The organism is Silicimonas lutimaris (assembly GCF_047314965.1).
Taxonomy (GTDB): domain Bacteria; phylum Pseudomonadota; class Alphaproteobacteria; order Rhodobacterales; family Rhodobacteraceae; genus JAVJUV01.
Window position 1 is genome coordinate 25839 of record NZ_JBLBVK010000024.1, and the last position, 16036, is coordinate 41874.

The 16036-nt window shown below is 61.9% G+C and carries 22 protein-coding genes; 8 read left to right on the forward strand and 14 right to left on the reverse strand.

Annotated features, from left to right (window positions below):
* Positions 1 to 149 precede the first annotated feature (149 nt).
* The 4 genes from ACKLNI_RS01445 to ACKLNI_RS01460 all read left to right on the forward strand — a co-directional run bounded on the left by ACKLNI_RS01445 (position 150) and on the right by ACKLNI_RS01460 (position 2956).
* On the forward strand, positions 150 to 758 hold the full coding sequence (locus ACKLNI_RS01445) for a DUF6778 family protein (protein ID WP_413717211.1): 609 nt from the start codon (positions 150 to 152) through the stop codon (positions 756 to 758).
* Between the two features lie 60 nt (positions 759 to 818).
* Complete coding sequence (gene pth, locus ACKLNI_RS01450; RefSeq protein WP_413717212.1) at positions 819 to 1508, forward strand: aminoacyl-tRNA hydrolase; 690 nt, start codon at positions 819 to 821, stop codon at positions 1506 to 1508.
* A complete protein-coding gene (locus ACKLNI_RS01455) occupies positions 1505 to 2512 on the forward strand; it encodes a DUF2332 domain-containing protein (protein WP_413717213.1) in 1008 nt (335 codons plus the stop codon). Before pth ends, ACKLNI_RS01455 begins: the two co-directional genes overlap by 4 nt.
* 69 nt (positions 2513 to 2581) lie before the next feature.
* Positions 2582 to 2956: a DUF2237 family protein gene (locus ACKLNI_RS01460; RefSeq protein WP_413717214.1), complete on the forward strand. Its 375-nt coding sequence runs from the start codon at positions 2582 to 2584 to the stop codon at positions 2954 to 2956.
* Here ACKLNI_RS01460 and ACKLNI_RS01465 read toward each other — a convergent pair.
* The 9 genes from ACKLNI_RS01465 to ACKLNI_RS01505 form a co-directional block, all read right to left on the reverse strand.
* Complete coding sequence (locus tag ACKLNI_RS01465) at positions 2938 to 3444, reverse strand: helix-turn-helix transcriptional regulator (RefSeq protein WP_413717215.1); 507 nt, start codon at positions 3442 to 3444, stop codon at positions 2938 to 2940. The genes ACKLNI_RS01460 and ACKLNI_RS01465 overlap by 19 nt on opposite strands.
* Positions 3445 to 3521: 77 nt before the next feature.
* Positions 3522 to 3974, reverse strand: coding sequence for a hypothetical protein (locus ACKLNI_RS01470; protein ID WP_413717216.1), 453 nt, complete (start codon positions 3972 to 3974; stop codon positions 3522 to 3524).
* 72 nt (positions 3975 to 4046) lie between these two features.
* Positions 4047 to 4796: a hypothetical protein gene (locus tag ACKLNI_RS01475; protein ID WP_413717217.1), complete on the reverse strand. Its 750-nt coding sequence runs from the start codon at positions 4794 to 4796 to the stop codon at positions 4047 to 4049.
* Between the two features lie 201 nt (positions 4797 to 4997).
* The gene (locus ACKLNI_RS01480; RefSeq protein ID WP_413717229.1) at positions 4998 to 5570 is read right to left on the reverse strand and encodes a F0F1 ATP synthase subunit B; all 573 of its coding nucleotides are present in this window, start codon (positions 5568 to 5570) and stop codon (positions 4998 to 5000) included.
* 5 nt (positions 5571 to 5575) lie between these two features.
* The gene (locus ACKLNI_RS01485) at positions 5576 to 6127 is read right to left on the reverse strand and encodes a F0F1 ATP synthase subunit B' (protein WP_413717218.1); all 552 of its coding nucleotides are present in this window, start codon (positions 6125 to 6127) and stop codon (positions 5576 to 5578) included.
* 77 nt (positions 6128 to 6204) lie between these two features.
* Complete coding sequence (locus ACKLNI_RS01490) at positions 6205 to 6441, reverse strand: F0F1 ATP synthase subunit C (RefSeq protein WP_085799500.1); 237 nt, start codon at positions 6439 to 6441, stop codon at positions 6205 to 6207.
* 45 nt (positions 6442 to 6486) lie between these two features.
* Positions 6487 to 7194, reverse strand: a complete 708-nt coding sequence (locus ACKLNI_RS01495; RefSeq protein WP_413717230.1) for a F0F1 ATP synthase subunit A — start codon at positions 7192 to 7194, stop codon at positions 6487 to 6489.
* Between the two features lie 52 nt (positions 7195 to 7246).
* Positions 7247 to 7576, reverse strand: a complete 330-nt coding sequence (locus ACKLNI_RS01500) for an AtpZ/AtpI family protein (protein ID WP_413717219.1) — start codon at positions 7574 to 7576, stop codon at positions 7247 to 7249.
* A 146-nt stretch (positions 7577 to 7722) separates the two neighbouring features.
* Complete coding sequence (locus tag ACKLNI_RS01505; protein WP_413717220.1) at positions 7723 to 8601, reverse strand: DMT family transporter; 879 nt, start codon at positions 8599 to 8601, stop codon at positions 7723 to 7725.
* A 136-nt stretch (positions 8602 to 8737) separates the two neighbouring features.
* On the opposite strand from ACKLNI_RS01505, the gene ACKLNI_RS01510 reads away from it, so the two are divergent.
* Positions 8738 to 9085: an ArsR/SmtB family transcription factor gene (locus ACKLNI_RS01510; RefSeq protein WP_413717221.1), complete on the forward strand. Its 348-nt coding sequence runs from the start codon at positions 8738 to 8740 to the stop codon at positions 9083 to 9085.
* Between the two features lie 110 nt (positions 9086 to 9195).
* Entirely contained in the window at positions 9196 to 9405 is a 210-nt protein-coding gene (locus ACKLNI_RS01515) for a hypothetical protein (protein ID WP_413717222.1), read from the forward strand.
* Here ACKLNI_RS01515 and ACKLNI_RS01520 read toward each other — a convergent pair.
* Together ACKLNI_RS01520 and ACKLNI_RS01525 are read right to left on the reverse strand one after the other, a co-directional pair.
* On the reverse strand, positions 9374 to 10306 hold the full coding sequence (locus tag ACKLNI_RS01520) for a DMT family transporter (RefSeq protein WP_413717223.1): 933 nt from the start codon (positions 10304 to 10306) through the stop codon (positions 9374 to 9376). The genes ACKLNI_RS01515 and ACKLNI_RS01520 overlap by 32 nt on opposite strands.
* Complete coding sequence (locus ACKLNI_RS01525; protein WP_413717231.1) at positions 10303 to 11172, reverse strand: LysR family transcriptional regulator; 870 nt, start codon at positions 11170 to 11172, stop codon at positions 10303 to 10305. The genes ACKLNI_RS01520 and ACKLNI_RS01525 overlap by 4 nt, the downstream gene beginning before the upstream one ends.
* Positions 11173 to 11380: 208 nt before the next feature.
* On the opposite strand from ACKLNI_RS01525, the gene ACKLNI_RS01530 reads away from it, so the two are divergent.
* Positions 11381 to 11980: an FMN-dependent NADH-azoreductase gene (locus tag ACKLNI_RS01530; RefSeq protein WP_413717224.1), complete on the forward strand. Its 600-nt coding sequence runs from the start codon at positions 11381 to 11383 to the stop codon at positions 11978 to 11980.
* A gap of 14 nt (positions 11981 to 11994) precedes the next feature.
* Complete coding sequence (locus ACKLNI_RS01535; protein WP_413717225.1) at positions 11995 to 12339, forward strand: DoxX family protein; 345 nt, start codon at positions 11995 to 11997, stop codon at positions 12337 to 12339.
* A gap of 92 nt (positions 12340 to 12431) precedes the next feature.
* On the opposite strand, the gene ACKLNI_RS01540 is transcribed toward ACKLNI_RS01535, so the two are convergent.
* The 3 genes from ACKLNI_RS01540 to ACKLNI_RS01550 are packed head-to-tail and all read right to left on the reverse strand — an operon-like array spanning position 12432 to position 15945.
* On the reverse strand, positions 12432 to 13448 hold the full coding sequence (locus ACKLNI_RS01540; RefSeq protein WP_413717226.1) for an ABC transporter ATP-binding protein: 1017 nt from the start codon (positions 13446 to 13448) through the stop codon (positions 12432 to 12434).
* Positions 13448 to 14719 (reverse strand): MGH1-like glycoside hydrolase domain-containing protein, encoded by a 1272-nt coding sequence (locus ACKLNI_RS01545; protein ID WP_413717227.1) that lies wholly within the window; start codon positions 14717 to 14719, stop codon positions 13448 to 13450. The genes ACKLNI_RS01540 and ACKLNI_RS01545 overlap by 1 nt, the downstream gene beginning before the upstream one ends.
* Entirely contained in the window at positions 14716 to 15945 is a 1230-nt protein-coding gene (locus ACKLNI_RS01550) for a carbohydrate ABC transporter permease (protein WP_413717232.1), read from the reverse strand. The genes ACKLNI_RS01545 and ACKLNI_RS01550 overlap by 4 nt, the downstream gene beginning before the upstream one ends.
* Positions 15946 to 16036: the final 91 nt, after the last annotated feature.

The window sequence follows — 16036 nt, forward strand, 5'->3', positions numbered from 1 at the left end:
CAATAAGCAGTTCGCCCTCAATGCGACTTTACGGAAACACAATTTCCACAAAATTCTTTGCATAATATCACCGCTCCCCTTCGATGGGGGCTTTTGAAGTAACCAGTGCCCCAGTCCGATGTGCGATTGGGCCGGAATTGAGACTGAAAATGAATAGACGTGCGGTACTGGTTGCAGGTTTTGCGACGTTCTTCCTTGGCGCCTGCAGCGGCAGCTGGGGGGTAAAGTACTCCGGCGCGCCCGACAAATCGCAAACACGAGGCTGGAAGCTCTCCACCGTGAAAGTCGTTGTTCCCGACACTCTGACCGTCAGCGAAGACAACACCTTTGCCCCAAACGCAGATATCGTCTGGCACGGCGAGGAGTTCGGAGACCGGAAGGCTCAAGTCCGTGCCATAATGAAGGAAGGCCTCTCGAAAGGCGCGCGCGGCCTGAAAGGGAATCGACCGGTTGTCTTCTCGGTGCGGGTCATCCGGTTTCACGGCGTAACCCCCATAGCAGTCGACCGGGCGCCCGGGGCCGTCCACAATATCAAGTTCGCCTTGCAAGTGCTGGATGCCCGAACCGGACAGCCGTTGACCGAGGCGGAACTTATATCGGCCGACCTCGAAGCCAACGTCGGCACCGCCGCAGTGGTTGCCGCGATCGAGGGAAACACCCAGCGGGTGCGGATCGTGCGCCACCTGGCTGCCGTCACCGAAGGCTGGCTCGGCCTCGGTCCCGATCAGCGTCGCACGTTTGAAGGTTTCGGCCGTTAGGTCCAGACACCATCCGGCTCGCTTGAAGACGTCCTGGTCCGGCGATAGTGTCCGTGCGACATGAAGCTCTTCGTCGGCCTAGGAAACCCCGGCGCGAAATACGCGCAGAACCGCCATAACATCGGGTTCATGGCGGTGGACCGCATTGCATCCGATCACGGCTTCGGCCCATGGCGCTCCAAGTTTCAGGGTCTGGTCAGCGAGGGCCAGCTGGGCGGGGAAAAGGTTACGCTCCTGAAGCCCGAGACCTTCATGAACCGGTCCGGTCAATCCGTCGGCGAGGCCATGCGCTTCTACAAACTTGCACCCGAGGACATCGTCGTCTTTCACGACGAGATCGATCTCGCGCCCGGCAAGTTGCGGGTCAAGCAGGGTGGAGGCCATGCTGGTCACAACGGATTGCGATCCCTGCATGGCCACATTGGCGACGCTTACGGACGGGTGCGCATGGGCGTCGGCCATCCCGGCCACAAGGACGCGGTGCCGACCTTTGTGCTGAAGGATTTTCCCAAGGCCGACCAGGACTGGCTCGACGACATGCTGCGCGGCATCTCCGACGGGGCCGAGGCGCTCGCCAAGGGGGATACCGGCAGGTTCCAGAACGCCGTCGCCCTGCGGCTGAACCCGCCCAGGTCTTCGAATACACCATTGCAGAAACCCGAACCAGCACCAGCGCTGGATGCGAGTGCCGAGACGGCACCGGAAGACACCCGTTCTCCGCTCCAGAAACTCGTCGACAGGTTCAGGTGACGGTCCGCGACGCCTTCCGTAACCAGGCGTCGCACTGCGCGGCACTTGGTTCTCCGTTCATGGCGCGCCTGATGACCCTTGCCGCAGACCGGCTGCAACCCGGCACGCCTGTCACGGACCGCATCTTCAGCTGGCCCGGCGACGCATCCGCAAACGCGGACAACGTTCCGCTGCGGCTGGGCGGGGCGCTTCATGCCCTTCGGCTGCAGGGCAAGGCGCTCGCCGAGGTCTACCCTCCCGGCACGCCGGACGACGACAGGCTCTGGGGCGAAATCGAAAGCGCCATGTCGGAACACGGCAACACCATCCTCGGATGGCTCGACAATCCGCCTCAGACGAACGAAGTGCGCCGCGCGGCCGTCATTCTTCCCGCTCTCGCAGTTCTGCACGACGCTTTCGGCCTTCCCGTGGAGCTGCTCGAACTGGGCACCAGCGGCGGGCTGAACCTGCGTGCGGACTTGTTTCGCCTGAACCTTCCTGACGTCTCCATCGGCCCATCCGACGCACAGGTCGTGCTGTCCCCAGAATGGCGGGGCGGGACGCCACCCACGAAACTGCCCCCGATCATGCGCCGTGCCGGCGTAGACCTGTCTCCGCTCGATCCTGCCAAACCCGGCGACCGGCTTCGGCTGCTCGCCTACCTGTGGGCGGACCAGCCCGAGCGGCTGACGCGCACCCGCGCCGCCATTGAAATCGCCCGGACCACGCCCGCCGAAATCTCCGCCGGCGATGCTGGCGAATGGCTGGAGTGCGAACTTGCCTCGCCTGCGAAGGATCGCCTGCGCGTCGTCCTGCACACGGTTGCCTGGCAATACTTCCCGTCGGAAACCCGGGTCCGTGCCGAAGCGGCAATGCGATCCGCGATCGGCCCGCTTGCCCGGATCTCGATGGAATACGACGGCGGAATAGGGGCCGGGGTGACATTGACGACTTGGCCCGATGGCGTGTCGAAACAGATTGCGCGCGCGGACTTTCACGGACGATGGGTCGAATGGATGGTGTAAGGCCAGCACAGCGTGCTGGACCAAAGGGCCGCCCGCACTAGTTGCAATCTCAAACAAGGGAGCAATCAGGTGGAAAGAGACCCCTCGATCAACGTGCTGGGTGAGCGGCTGGAGCCATGCTCGACCAAGCCGGTTACGGGCTATTACCGTGACGGATGCTGCAACACGTCGGCCGATGATCATGGAAGTCACACTGTCTGCGCGGTCATGACGGCCGAGTTCCTTGCCTACTCGAAATATGTCGGCAACGACCTATCAACCCCGCGCCCGGAATACGGCTTCGGTGGCCTCAAACCGGGTGACAGGTGGTGCCTTTGTGCGTCCCGGTTTCTGCAGGCGGCTGACGAGGGGGCTGGCCCAAAGGTTCACCTCGCCTCAACCCACAGGCGCGCGCTGGACATCGTTCCACTGGAAGTCTTGATGGATCACGCCTGCGAGGACTGAGCGTCCGGTTCATCCTCGACAAGCTCATCGATGAACAGGCTCAGCAATTGCGAGCGCCCCGACACGCCGGCCTTTCGATATATGGCGTTCGTCTGCGCCTTGATCGTCCCCTCGCTCACACCGCGAAAATCGGCGATATCCTGGGTTGAGAATCCCTTGATCGCGAACATCGCCACATCTCGCTCTGCCGGAGTCAGCCCCCATTCGGCGAAACGCTCGTCAAGAATGTCACGAAATGCGCTGCGCGCCCTCCGCAGGGCTTCCTCGGCTTTTGCGCTTCGAGCTCGGGCCTGCTGCAAAGCCATGGCGCCTACGATGACACCCAGAAGAAGACCGACAGCGGCACCGATTTCGATCAACTCCACGAAAGTCCAACTGATCGGCGCGATTGGAAGACCAAGCACCGAAATGACGATTTCCGATACGAAAAAGGCGGCACACAGAACCTGGACCACGAGAACGGAGGCGACGAAATATCGATTGTTCACGCGCCGTCTCCGCGTTGTCCTATAGCCTTCGTCATCTGCGGCCCGAGCCGCTGGAATAGGCTCTGCAGTTGATCCTGTCAGTCATCGTCGTCCGAGTCGGACGAGCCCGAGCCGCTGTTGTCCGATTCGTCGTCATCCGAACCGCTGCCCGAGTTCGACGACCCGGACCCGCTGTTGTCTGACTCGTCATCGTCGTCGTCGTAATCATCATCGTCGTAATCATCATCGTCATAATCGTCGTCGTCCCTGTCGTCCCGTCTGTCATCGTCACCGCCTTCGCTGCGGCGCAGGAAACGGATGTAGTCGCGAAGAATGACCCCGGTATTGGGATTGATGACGATCTCGCGCTCGGCATCCGGACGCTTGGCGACAAAACGCATGCGTCCAAGAAGCGTTCGACTGATACGAATTTCCGAGTATCCGTCATCTCGCAGAAGTGTGACGATGCGGTCGCGCGCTCCGGCGGCGTCCGCCAGCGCTGGCGCGGGTGCAAGGGCAATCGCAATTATGAACAAAAGGCGTTTCAGCATCGTCTGGGAACCATCTGCGGGCCCAGCCCAAAAGGCAAGGCCCGCGCTTGTTTATCGGCCTAGCTTTTCCACTCAGTCTTCGTCGTCTTCGTCGTCATCGGAGCCCGATGACCCCGAACCGCTATTGCTCTCGTCGTCGTCGCTTTCATCGCTATCGTCTTCATCGTCATCCTCATCATCGTCCGAACCACGTCCACTGTTGTCTTCGTCGTCGTCCTCATCGTCCGAACGTCCGCTGCGGTCGCTTTCATCGTTCTCATCGTCATTCAGGAAATCGCGGCTGCGGGTGTCGATCTCGACACCGCTCCGCCCGGCCTCGGAAGCGCTCGCCGCCTCGACCTCGCGTTTCAGAAGCTCGCCTGTTTCCCTGTCGTAAATGAGTTCAAGCTTCTCCGTGCCACGGATCGCCTCGACCTTGACTTGCGTCGGACCGTTCTTGATTTCGATGAAATCATAACCTTCGGCCTGCAGAGTAGCGACGATCTCGCGGTTGAAAGCGCTGTTGGTCGCGGGAACTGCGCTCACGTCCAAAAAGTTACGGTTCCTGTTGCGGACCTGCACGCCACTGCGCCCAATTTCGTCTGCTTCCGCCCGCTCGCGCTCCTGCTTCAGAATGCGGCCCGTGGAGCGGTCATAGATGACCTCCAGCTTGTCTGTGCCGCGAATAGCCTCGACCTTGACCTGTCCGATCCCGTCCTGGATCTCGATGAACTCATAGCCAAGGTCCTGCAGGTTCGAAACGATCGAATCCGTAAAGCTGTCAGCATACGCGGCACCCACCAGTGTGGTGAAGGCGGCAGCAAGGGTCAGTTTGCGATGCATGTCATGTCTCCTCGTAAAGGTTTGGATCATTGGATTTGAACGCAATCCTTCAAACCCGCACCTTCGACATCCACCATTCTCCCCAGGTTTAATCCCGGCGCTATAAACTCGGGGACCACGCCCATAAACCTCGGTTATAGGCCCCCAAAAAACTAGAAAGCCCGGCCTTGGGCCGGGCTTTCCTTCAGAATTTTCCAGAGATCAGTGCAGTTTGGCCTGAACAACCTTGATCGCGTCGTCCACCAGCGAACCGGCCTTGGCAGGCGTCATCTCTTTCGCGATGACTTCACCAGCAGCAGCGACGGCGATACGGGCGGCCTCATCGCGAACCTTCTTGATGGCGGCGGATTCGGCCGAAGCGATCTGTCCCTCAGCCGCCTGAACCCGGCGCTCGATCGATGCCGCAAGGTCCTTCTTGGCCTGCTCAGCCGCCTCGGTAGCGCTTTCCTTCGCAGCCTCAACGATCCGGTTGGCCTGTTCCTGAACTTCACGCTGCTTGCGCTCGTAGCTGGCCAGCAGAGACTGGGCTTCCTCGCGAAGCGCCCGCGCTTCGTCAAGTTCCGACTTGATGCCTTCGGCGCGCTTGTCCAGAAGCCCGCCGAGAAGGCCGGGCACCTTGAAGTAGAACAGTACGCCAATGAACAGGAAGAACGCGATCGCGACAATGAAATCCGTGTTCGACAGCTTGTAGAAATCAGCCGAGAACGGGTTCTTCGATGCGGCCAGAACCGGCGTAGCGGCCGTCATGGCGATCAGGGCAAGTATGTTTCTCATCATGCTCACCCCTTCACCCGCGCTTCGACAGCAGCCGTGATCGCGGCTTCGTCTGCATCGACGCCCAGAGCGGCGACGACTTCTTTGGCGGTATCCTTGGCCACCGTGCGGACGGCTTCGATTGCGCCTGCCCGGATCTCGTCGATCCGCGCTTCGCTCTCTGCGGTGCGCGCGGCGATCTCCGCATCGGCCTTCTTCATCGCCTCGGCGACCTCGGCCTGCATGGCAGCTTTCGCCTCGGCCGCGATCTGGCCGGCCTCGGCGCGTGCATCGGCCAGCGCCTTTTCATAGGCAGCCTCGGCCTCTCCAGCTTTCTGCTTCAGCTCTTCCGCCGCTGCGATATCGTTCGTGATCGTGCCCTGCCGCTCGGCCAGAACCGAAGCGATCCGGGGCAGCGCGATCTTCGACAGCACGAGATAGATCACGACAAGCGTCACCACGAGCCAGAATATCTGGTTCGGGAACGTCGAGAAATCCAGCTGCGGCATGCCCGCGCTTTCGGCCCCGTGCGCTGCGTCGGCAGCGCCGTGTGCGGCCTCTGTTGCTTCTGTCGCCATGGCGACCTCCTCAAACCTTGGTCAGACAACCGGGGTGCCCGCGAAGGGCACCCGGCGCGTAAGGATGGCGAGGTGCCTTAGACGGCGAACATCAGCAGAAGCGCGACGAGGAACGAGAAGATCCCCAGGGCTTCCGAGAACGCGATACCGATGAACATCGTGGCGGTCTGGCCACCGGCTGCCGACGGGTTGCGCAGGGCGCCCGACAGGAAGTTGCCAACAACGTGGCCCACACCAACAGCAGCGCCGCCCATACCCGTACAGGCCAGACCAGCACCAATGTAAGCGCCCATTTGTACGACATCACCTTCCATGTTCTCTCTCCTTACGATGGAATTTCAGTGTTCAGTTGTTCAAGATCAGTGGTGCGGATGCAGCGCATCCTTGAGATACACGCACGTCAGAATTGCGAAGACATAGGCCTGGATGAAGGACACCAGGACTTCCAGTGCATAGATCGCCGTGATCGCGATGATCGACAGCGGCGCGATCGCGACGACCGCGGCGAAGGCCGCGAACACCTTGATCACCGCGTGACCGGCCATCATGTTGCCGGCAAGTCGGATCGAGTGGCTGACCGGCCGCACGAAGTAGCTGATGACTTCGATGAGCGCCAGGATCGGCCGCAGAACCAGCGGGGCCGAAGAAATCCAGAACAGGCTCAGGAAGCCCGCACCGTTCTTCACGAAACCGATGACGGTCACGGTGATGAACACGGCCATGGCCATGACAGCGGTCACGGCGATGTGGCTGGTGGTCGTGAACGACAGAGGCAGAAGGCCAAGGAAGTTCGAGAAGACGATGAACATGAACAGCGTCATGATGTACGGGAAGTACTTCAGACCATCCTTGCCCGCCACGTCCTCTACCATCTTGAAGATGAAGCCATAAGCCAGTTCCGCGATCGACTGGATGCGGTTCGGCACAATGGCGCGGCCGCGCGTGCCCAGAACCAGCAGACCGACGATACTCAGGATGGCCAGCGCCATCCAGAACGTCACGTTGGTAGGCGTGTACCAGCTGATCGGACCGTCGCCGAACAACGGCTTGACGATGAACTGATCCATCGGGTGGAAAACCAGCCCGCCTTCTTCCGCTCCGTGCGCTTCTTCCGCCACGTCAGTCCCTTTCACTCTCGCGCCCGGACGTCTCCGGGGCATTCATCTCTCTGGCCGAGCGCAGCATCACGTTGACGCCAGCCGCAAGGCCCAACAGGGTGAACAGGATCATCATCCACGGCGCGCTGCCGAAAACCTTGTCCAACCCGAACCCGACGCCGAACCCGATCAACAGGCCCGTAACCAGTTCGATCACCAGTCGCCACGCCATCTGCGCTTGACTGTAGTGCTCGTCCTGGTGGCGCTTCGGCGTCTCGACTACGCGCTTCTCGGCAAGCTTTGCCTCAAGCGCTTCCAGTCTAACCTTCCGATCCTGATCGGTCTCGGACATGCCAAAGCCCCGCATTGAGAACTTCGCGTGGTGTCTATGTCGGAGACTTCAAGGAGTCAATCGCGTGAATATTGGATTAAGTGACTGTTTTAATTCAGGTATCCAATATGCGCCCCAATGTCGCGCCGCCATGTATATTCAACCTTTCAGTTGAGCTTCGGCCTGAACAGGCGACCGTCCACAAGCAAAAGGCCCAGAAAGATCGATGCCATTCCAAGAAAATGCGCGAGGCCCAGCGTTTCGTCCAGCACCAGCCAGCCTATCAGCAAGGCCGAGACCGGCGCCACGAAGGTGACCGTGGATGTCTTCGTGGCTCCCGCCCTCGGCATGATGGTGAAGGCGACAATGAATGACACGCCGGTTAGGAACACGCCCAGGATAAGGATCGAGATCCAGGACGAGGTCTGTATGCGATCCGGGACGCCCTCGATGACCAGGACCAGCGGGCTGAGCATCAGGGCCGCGAAGGTAAACCCCCACGTGGCCACCACCGACATCTCGATCCCGCGCAGGATCCGCACCCAGTTCATCGCGCAAGCAAAGCTGACCGGGGCAAGCACGATCACCAACGTTCCAAACAGGACGGACTCTTGGGTGGATTTCATCGCCGGGAATGTCAGGAACACGATTCCCAGGAATCCCGCCAACACGCCCAGCGACTTCAATAAAGTCGCGCGTTCGCCCCCAGGCCAGAAATGGGAAATGACGACGACCATTACCGGCGTCAGGGCATTCACGATCCCGGCCACGCCGGACGCGACATACTGTTGTCCCAAGGGGTAGATCGCGAATGGTATCGCGAACATCAGCGCCCCCAGGACCATCAGCGCAGCAAGGTCCCGCGGCAAAACCGCGCCGCTCCGGCCGGTCGCCAAAAGATAGGCCCAACCCGTCACTGCCGCCACCGACACCCGTGCCAGCGATACGGAAAGGGGACCAAGGTCACGCAAGAGCATATCATTGAAAAAGAACGTGGTGCCCCAGGCGACGCCGAGGGTCAGGATGATGATCCAGTCGCGATCCATTTCGAACCCCCGGTCAAGCCGCTCCACCAATACACGTCCCCCCGCACCCCGCAACGCATTTCCGCCGGACGCGCCGGAGGGCCGAGCCCGGCGAATAATCCGTTGACCGGTTGATTTCCCGCCGCTACGCGAAGACATGCCCGCAGGCCCGACACTGGACACAGTCTTCTCGGCTCTGGCCGATCCAACCCGACGCCGCATCCTGACGATGCTGCTTGAAGACGACATGGCCGTCACCGACGTGGCGGACCCCTTCGAGATGTCGCTGGCCGCGATCTCCAAGCACCTTGGCGTCCTAACCCGCGCCGGACTGATCAGCCAGGAACGGCGGGGCCGCGTCACATGGTGCAAACTCGAGCCCGAAGCCATGCGCGAAGCATCCATCTGGATGCAAAGCTTCGGCCAGTTCGAGGCAATGGACCTCGACGCGTTCGAGCTGTTCCTCGCCCGCGAGCTGTCCGGACAGGGTGAGGACAGCGCCTGAAACTGCGTTGCCGATCGGACACGGCGCAGCGGCATCAGGCGCGGACCTATCCCTGCAAGGCAGGCTTTTCTGCTAAATCATCGCCGGGGGGCGGACAGAAGGATGTGCGCATGCGCAAACTATTGGCTTTTATTCCCCTCGGTCTCTTCGGCGTCGCCGGCTATGCCATTGCCTTCCGCGCAATCCCGCCTGGCAACCTTGCCGCGACAGTGGACGAAATCACCCCGATTCTCGGACGCGGACTGACGGGCGCACTGGTTCTTTGCATCGGCATCGTCCTGACCTGGCTCATGTTCCGGAAGCACGGGCAACCGGGCTAAGCCGGCCCTCGCGTAACAGGATCAACAAGGCGATCACCGTCAAGCCGATCCCCGGCAAGACCGTGCCCGACGGCAAGGCGCCGGCCAGCATCACTTCCCACAGGATCACGAAACTTGGCGTGAGATAGGTGTAGGCCATGACCTTCGCCGCCTTCAGCCGCATCGAGGCATATTGCAGAAGGCTGATCGAAGCGAAGGAGGCGAAGACGACCAGATAGCCCAACCCGACCCAGACCAGCCAGGGCAAGTCGCTCCAGTCTGTCGCTGCGATGCGTGTCATGCCGATCACCAGCAGCAAGGCCGCGCCAATGCTCAGCGTTCCGAAAGCGAAGGCGAAGACCCCCTCGCCGCGCCCAAGCTTCTGTACGATCGGTATATAAAGCGCATGCGAGATGCAGCCGACGAAGTAGATCACCTCGCCCCGACCGATCTCCAACGAAAGGAAAGCCCCCAGGTCGCCGCGAAAGATCACCCAAAGCGCACCGATACCGCCAAGGATCAGCGCGACCAGTATCCCCGAAGTGGCCTTCTGCGACATGACCCACCAGCCGAACCCGGCCGCCATCAGCGGTGTCAGCGTAAAGACCGCCGCCGTAGACACCGGTGCCGCAGTCTTCAGCCCCTCGAACATCATGACGAAGTAGAAAGCAAACAAGCCGCCCGTCACCGCATACCGCCACGGTGCCCGGAAGGTGCCTCGCGGCATCGCCCCCATCGCCAGGGCCGCGCCGCCCATAAGACCGGCGGCCAGCACGAAACGCACAGCCGTCAAGGCGACCGGATCGATGTCGTTGGCAATCCTCGCGCCCAGCGAAAACGAACCCGCCACAAGCGCCGAGAACAGCAGCATGGCAAAGTGACCGCGCAACTCGTTTCCGCGCGGCGATAGCGACCCATTCACCAAGTCTTGGCTTCTTCCTTCAGGAACTTCAGAAACGCCTGTACCTTGGTGGTGCGGTGCAGATCAACATGCGTCACCAGCCACAGAGGCGCCGACCATTCCTTTTGCGGCGGAAACAGGCGAACAAGATCATCCCCGCTGTCGTCCCAGCAGGACACGAAACCAATACCGACACCGGCCGCGATCGCGTCCTTGACCACCCGGTTGTCCGTTGCCCGGAAGACCATTTGTTCCGGCGACACGCGCGCCATTAACCAACGGAAGTAAGGCGCCCTCGAGTTAAGGTTATCGTAACCGATGAACGCGTGTCCCGAGAGATCGTCCAGCGTTTCCGGCCGCCCGTTCTTCTCGATATAGGCCTCGGAGGCATAAAGCGAAACGCACAGAGACTGGAATGGCTGCACCACGTTGTCCGGGTTGTCCGGCTTTTCGCCGGCCCGAAGCGCCACATGTGCCTCGCCGTATTCCAGCCGAAGAACCTCCTCACCAGTCAGGAATCGTACCATCAGGCCGGGATAAAGCGCCTGGAACTTCGCGATGGTCGGCGTCAGTCGCGGCGAGGCTGCGGACAGCGACGTGACCACCAGTTCTCCCGAAACCTCGTCGCCGCGTCCCTTGATCCGCCCGACCAGCTGGGTGAACTGGTCGTCGGTGGCCTGCGCGACCTGAAAGAGATCCCGTCCGGCTTCCGTCGAGGTATATCCCCGGGCATGGCGCTGAAACAATTTCACGCCAAGACGGCCCTCCAGCGAGTCGATGTGACGGATGACGGTTGCATGGTGAACGCCAAGCGCATCCGCCGCGCCGCTGACCGTGCCCATACGGGCAACATGATAGGCTGTTCTGATTTCATCCCACGTGCTGATCGACACTCCATCCACTCCCGAAATGCTGTCTGGCCGGTCCTGGCCGCGATTATCGACTGGGCCATGTTTTAGTGCGAAAACGCAGTAATACGACAGTAAAATTCTCGCATCACGCAAATTTGCACAGAACCGGTTTGAAAATTGCGAATTCTCACGCCGTGGAGAGCACTTAAGTCTGGGATCATCCAAATTGAAGGACACGAGGACCATGACCACCAGCATATTGAGGATCGACGCATCCGCACGGTTGCAAGGATCCGTTTCACGGGAACTGAACGACCGCATTATCGAACGCTTCACCGCGCAGGGCCCCGTCGACGTCGCCACACGCGATCTCGCGAAATCGGATCTGCCGCTTCTGGATGCCGCCTGGATCGGTGCCAATTTCACTCCCCCGGCGGACCGTAGCGAGGAACAGGCCAAGAAGCTCCACCTCTCCGACACGCTGATCGCCGAGATCAAGGCAGCGGACGTGCTCCTGATCGGCCTGCCCATCTACAACTTCGGCGTTCCCGCCGCCTTCAAGGCCTGGGTCGATCTCGTCGCCCGCGCGGGCGTCACCTTCGCGTACAGTGAGACCGGACCGAAGGGACTTCTCGAAGGCAAGCGCGCGATCGTCACGGTCGCCTCAGGTGGCACCGAGATGGGCTCCGACATCGATTTCGCGACCGGCTATGTCCGGCATGTCCTCGGTTTCATCGGGATCACGGACGTCGTCTTCGTTTCCGCCGACCGGCTGGCGCTCGACGCCGAAGGCACGCTTCGGAAAGCGTACCGCTCGATCGAAGCGCTGCCGCTGGCGGCCTGACAGGGAGACCGGACATGAAATACGCAATTCTCGGCATCAAGGCGCTTCTGACGCTGGCATTCGTCGCCGCCGGCGTCGCGAAACTCATGGGCGCCGAAATGATGGTAGGGACATTCGAAGCCATCGGCGCCGGACAATGGTTCCGCTATGTCACCGGCGCCATCGAGATCGGTGCCGCAGCGCTTCTCTGGGTCCGTGGCCGCGAAGCCATCGGAGCGGCTCTTTTGGTGGCGACGATGTTCGGCGCGGTCCTGGCCCATCTCCTGGTCCTCGGCCCCTCCGCGGTTCCGGCACTCGTGCTCGGCGTTTTGGCCGCGTTCATCGCCTGGACGCACAAGGAGCAGGTTCTTCCCGCCTGACCGCTTCTTCTTTTCCAAAATACTCCGAGGGGGTCCGGGGGAGCAGCGCTCCCCCGGGCAGTCGCCGCCCGCACCGCGCCGCGAACCCCGTTTCAGACCGCCTTGCCGTTGGCTCCGAAGAAGCGCAGCCGTTCCTCCGGCGCGATCAAGCCGATCCGGTCGCCCTCCCTGATCGCGGTATCCCCGTCGGTCCGCACCGTGACCTGCCCAAGAGAGCCCGCATCGACAATCAGGTAGGTGTCGGCGCCAAGATACTCCATCACGTCCACCGTCCCATCCAGCATGCCCTCGCCCTGGGCACCGACATGCATGTGCTCCGGCCGAATCCCCACCTTTGCCGCACCGGGATGGGGTGCCAGCCGCAGACCCGCGCTGCCGACATCGAGGATGTTCATCTTGGGCGAGCCAATGAACTCCGCCACGAACAGGTTTGCCGGGTTTTCGTACAACTCTCTCGGCGTTCCCACCTGAGCGATCACACCGAACTCCAGCACCACGATCCGGTCAGCCAGCGTCATCGCCTCGACCTGGTCATGGGTCACATAGATCATCGTGCGCCCCAGCGCCTTGTGCAGCTTGGCGATCTCATAGCGCATCTCCACCCGAAGCGCGGCATCGAGGTTGGACAGCGGCTCGTCGAACAGGAACGCGGTCGGATCCCGCACGATCGACCGCCCGATCGCGACCCGCTGCCGCTGACCGCCCGACAGCGCCTTGGGCCGCCGGTCGAGATAGGGCTCCAGCTTCAGCACCTCCGCCGCATGGTTGACCTTGGCTTCGATCTCCGCCTTCGGCGCACCCGCCGTCTTCAGCGAGAACCCCATGTTGTCCCGGACCGACATATGCGGGTACAGCGCATAGGACTGGAAAACCATCGTCAGGCCCCGCTTGGACGGAGGATCGGCCGTCCTGTCGTCCCCGTCGATCAGAAGTGCCCCCCGGCTGATCTCCTCCAACCCGCCGATCATGCGCAGAAGTGTCGATTTCCCACAGCCCGACGGCCCCACGAAGACCACGAACTCACCGTCACCGATCTCCAGGTCGATCCCCTTGATCACCTGAACCTCGCCAAACCATTTTTCCACGGATTGCAGCGATATCGCGCCCATCACACGGCCTCCCCTGCGCTGGGACTGGCCCAGCCCAGCCAGATGGCCGCGGTCCAGGTGAAATTGTGTCCGCCGGCCGGCGCGCCTGTCATCGGGTCGAAATACTCGGCAAAGCCGTTGACCTCGATCAGCCGCCGCGTGGCGGCGCGCACGCGGTCGGCCTCCTCGGCATGGCCACAATCGGCCAGACCGATCCCGGCCAGCGTGTTCATCATCCCCCAGACCGGACCGCGCCAGTAGCGACGGGCGTCGAACTTCGGCCCCTCGGGATCGTAGCTCGCAATCGCGTGGGGCGCGGCATTCATCACCCGGCGCAGAACCGGCAGCATGCGCGGGTTGTCCACCCCGCCCCACCAGCACAGGAACGAGGCATTCGAGATGGACTGCCCCCACTCGCCCGACACCACGTCGCGGCTGTCATAGCTGCCAAGCGCCTCGTTCCAGAGCGTGTCCGCACCTGCCTCCAGCCGCACCGTCCATCCGTCGATCTCGCGACGGTTGACGCCAAGAACCCCGGCCATCTCCGCCAGATCCCGGTTCGACCGCAGCAGCGTGAAGGTCATCGTCGGATCCGCCACGAAGAAGGGCCGGTCCTCGGCCATCCGGGCCTCGTCCCATCCCAACCGGCGGCCACGCTGCACCAGCCAGATGTAGCGATCATAATCTTCTTTCGTCGGCCGCATCGAGGGATCGACATGGCTTGTATCGCGCCGGGTGTATGTGCCCACGCCTTCAGGGTTCAGAGCGGCCATCGCACCATCCCAGTCCGGCGCGTTGTCGCGTCCCGATTCCCAGGGATGCGTGATGCACACCGCGTCACGATCTGTGCGCCATTCCATGAACCAGCGGTGGCTTTCGACAATCTTCGGCAGAAGGGCCGCCATCCGCGCGCGCCCGGCAACGGGATCGGCTTCGTAGATGCGCCGGGCAAAACTCGCCGCGACCGGCGGCTGGCTAATTCCCGACGACGGAATGGGCCCGTGTCCTTCGGTTCCCCAGACGTCAGGGCCCGGGAAATAGCCGGGATCGGCCTTGTGAAACAGGATATGTGGAACCATTCCGTTCGGCCACTGACCCGAGAACAGGGTTTCCAGTTCGGTCCAGGCGCGGTCCACGTCGAACGCGGCGAACCCCCAGGCGGCGAAGGCCGAATCCCAGTTCCACTGGTACGGATAAAGCCCCGCTGTCGGCAGCGTATACCCGCCCCGGTCGTTTGCCCTCAGAATGGCGCGCGCCTGCTCATCCAGCGCTATGTGATCCATCGTCGTCATCCTTTGACCGACCCCGCTGTAAGTCCCTTGGTCATGAAGCGTTCCAGCCCCAGGAACAGCACCATGATCGGCACGGTCGCGATCACCGCGCCCGCCATCAGGTGCTGCCTGGGAATCTCGGAAGAGTTCAGCGACGCGATCCCCCGCGTCAGAGTGAATTTGGACGGGTCGTCCAGCAGCATGAACGCCAGCAGGAACTCGTTCCAGGCGATCATGAAGACATAGAGCGACACCGAGGCAAGAGCAGGCAGGCTGAGCGGCAGCGTGATCTTCCAGATCACCGCCATCCGCGACAGCCCGTCCATCAGCCCCGCCTCCTCGACTTCCGCGGGAAGACCGCGGAAATAGCCCTGAAGCATGTAAAGCGCGACCGGGATCGTGGTAACCGGGTAGATCAGCACGATCCCGACAATCGTGTTCCTCAGACCCGCCATCGAAAACGCGATGTAGATCGGCAGCGCCAGGACGATCATCGGCACCATGTAGATGAGAAGGATCGAGCGTGAAAACGCCGCCCGCCCCCTGAATCTCAGGCGCGCAACCGCATAGGCGCCGGGGATCGAGAAAGCCAGGGTCAGAAGCACAGTCAGCACCGAGACGAAAAAGGATGTCCAGAGGTAGCTGCCGAAGTTGAAGTCGGTGAACAGCTCCTCGTAGCTTCTGAACAGATCCCAGCCCTTCGAAAGGTCTACGGAGAAATCCAGCGGGTTCTGGATCAGCTCCGACTGGTTCTTCAGGCTGGTCATCACCATCACGTAGAACGGGATCGCGACGATGGCGGTGAAGAAGATGTAGCCGAACCCGGTCAGGAAGCGGATCGCCGCATCCTCGAATTCGTGCCGCGTGGCCGACGCAAACGGCAATGGGCGCAGCATCTTCTCCAACGGCCAGACCGTCGCGGCGGCGAACAGAACCCAGGTCGCCACGACAGTCGCCAGCCCCGCGCCCTCGGCGCTCACGATCGCGGGCGCGACGAACAGAAAGGCCAGCGCCGGAAAGACGGCAAGCCCCGCACTCCAGAGAATGCGCGACGACCGCGCTCGCCCGCCGTCGGGCAACCAGACGAAGCCCAGCCAGGCACCAAAGACAAGGCTGGAGATCAGCACCGGTTTCAGCCCCTCGCCGGTCGCGAAGCTCGTCGCGATGCAGACTACAACCGCCATGATGAAGGTCCACAGCGCCCCGATCAGCGGACCCGCGACATATCCGAAGCGGAGCGCCCTCATGCCGCCGCCCCCTTCCTCTTGGCAAAAATACTTCGGAGGGGTCCGGGGAGGCAGAGCCTCCCCGGCCGGGTGGTACCCAGGGAGGGGGAAA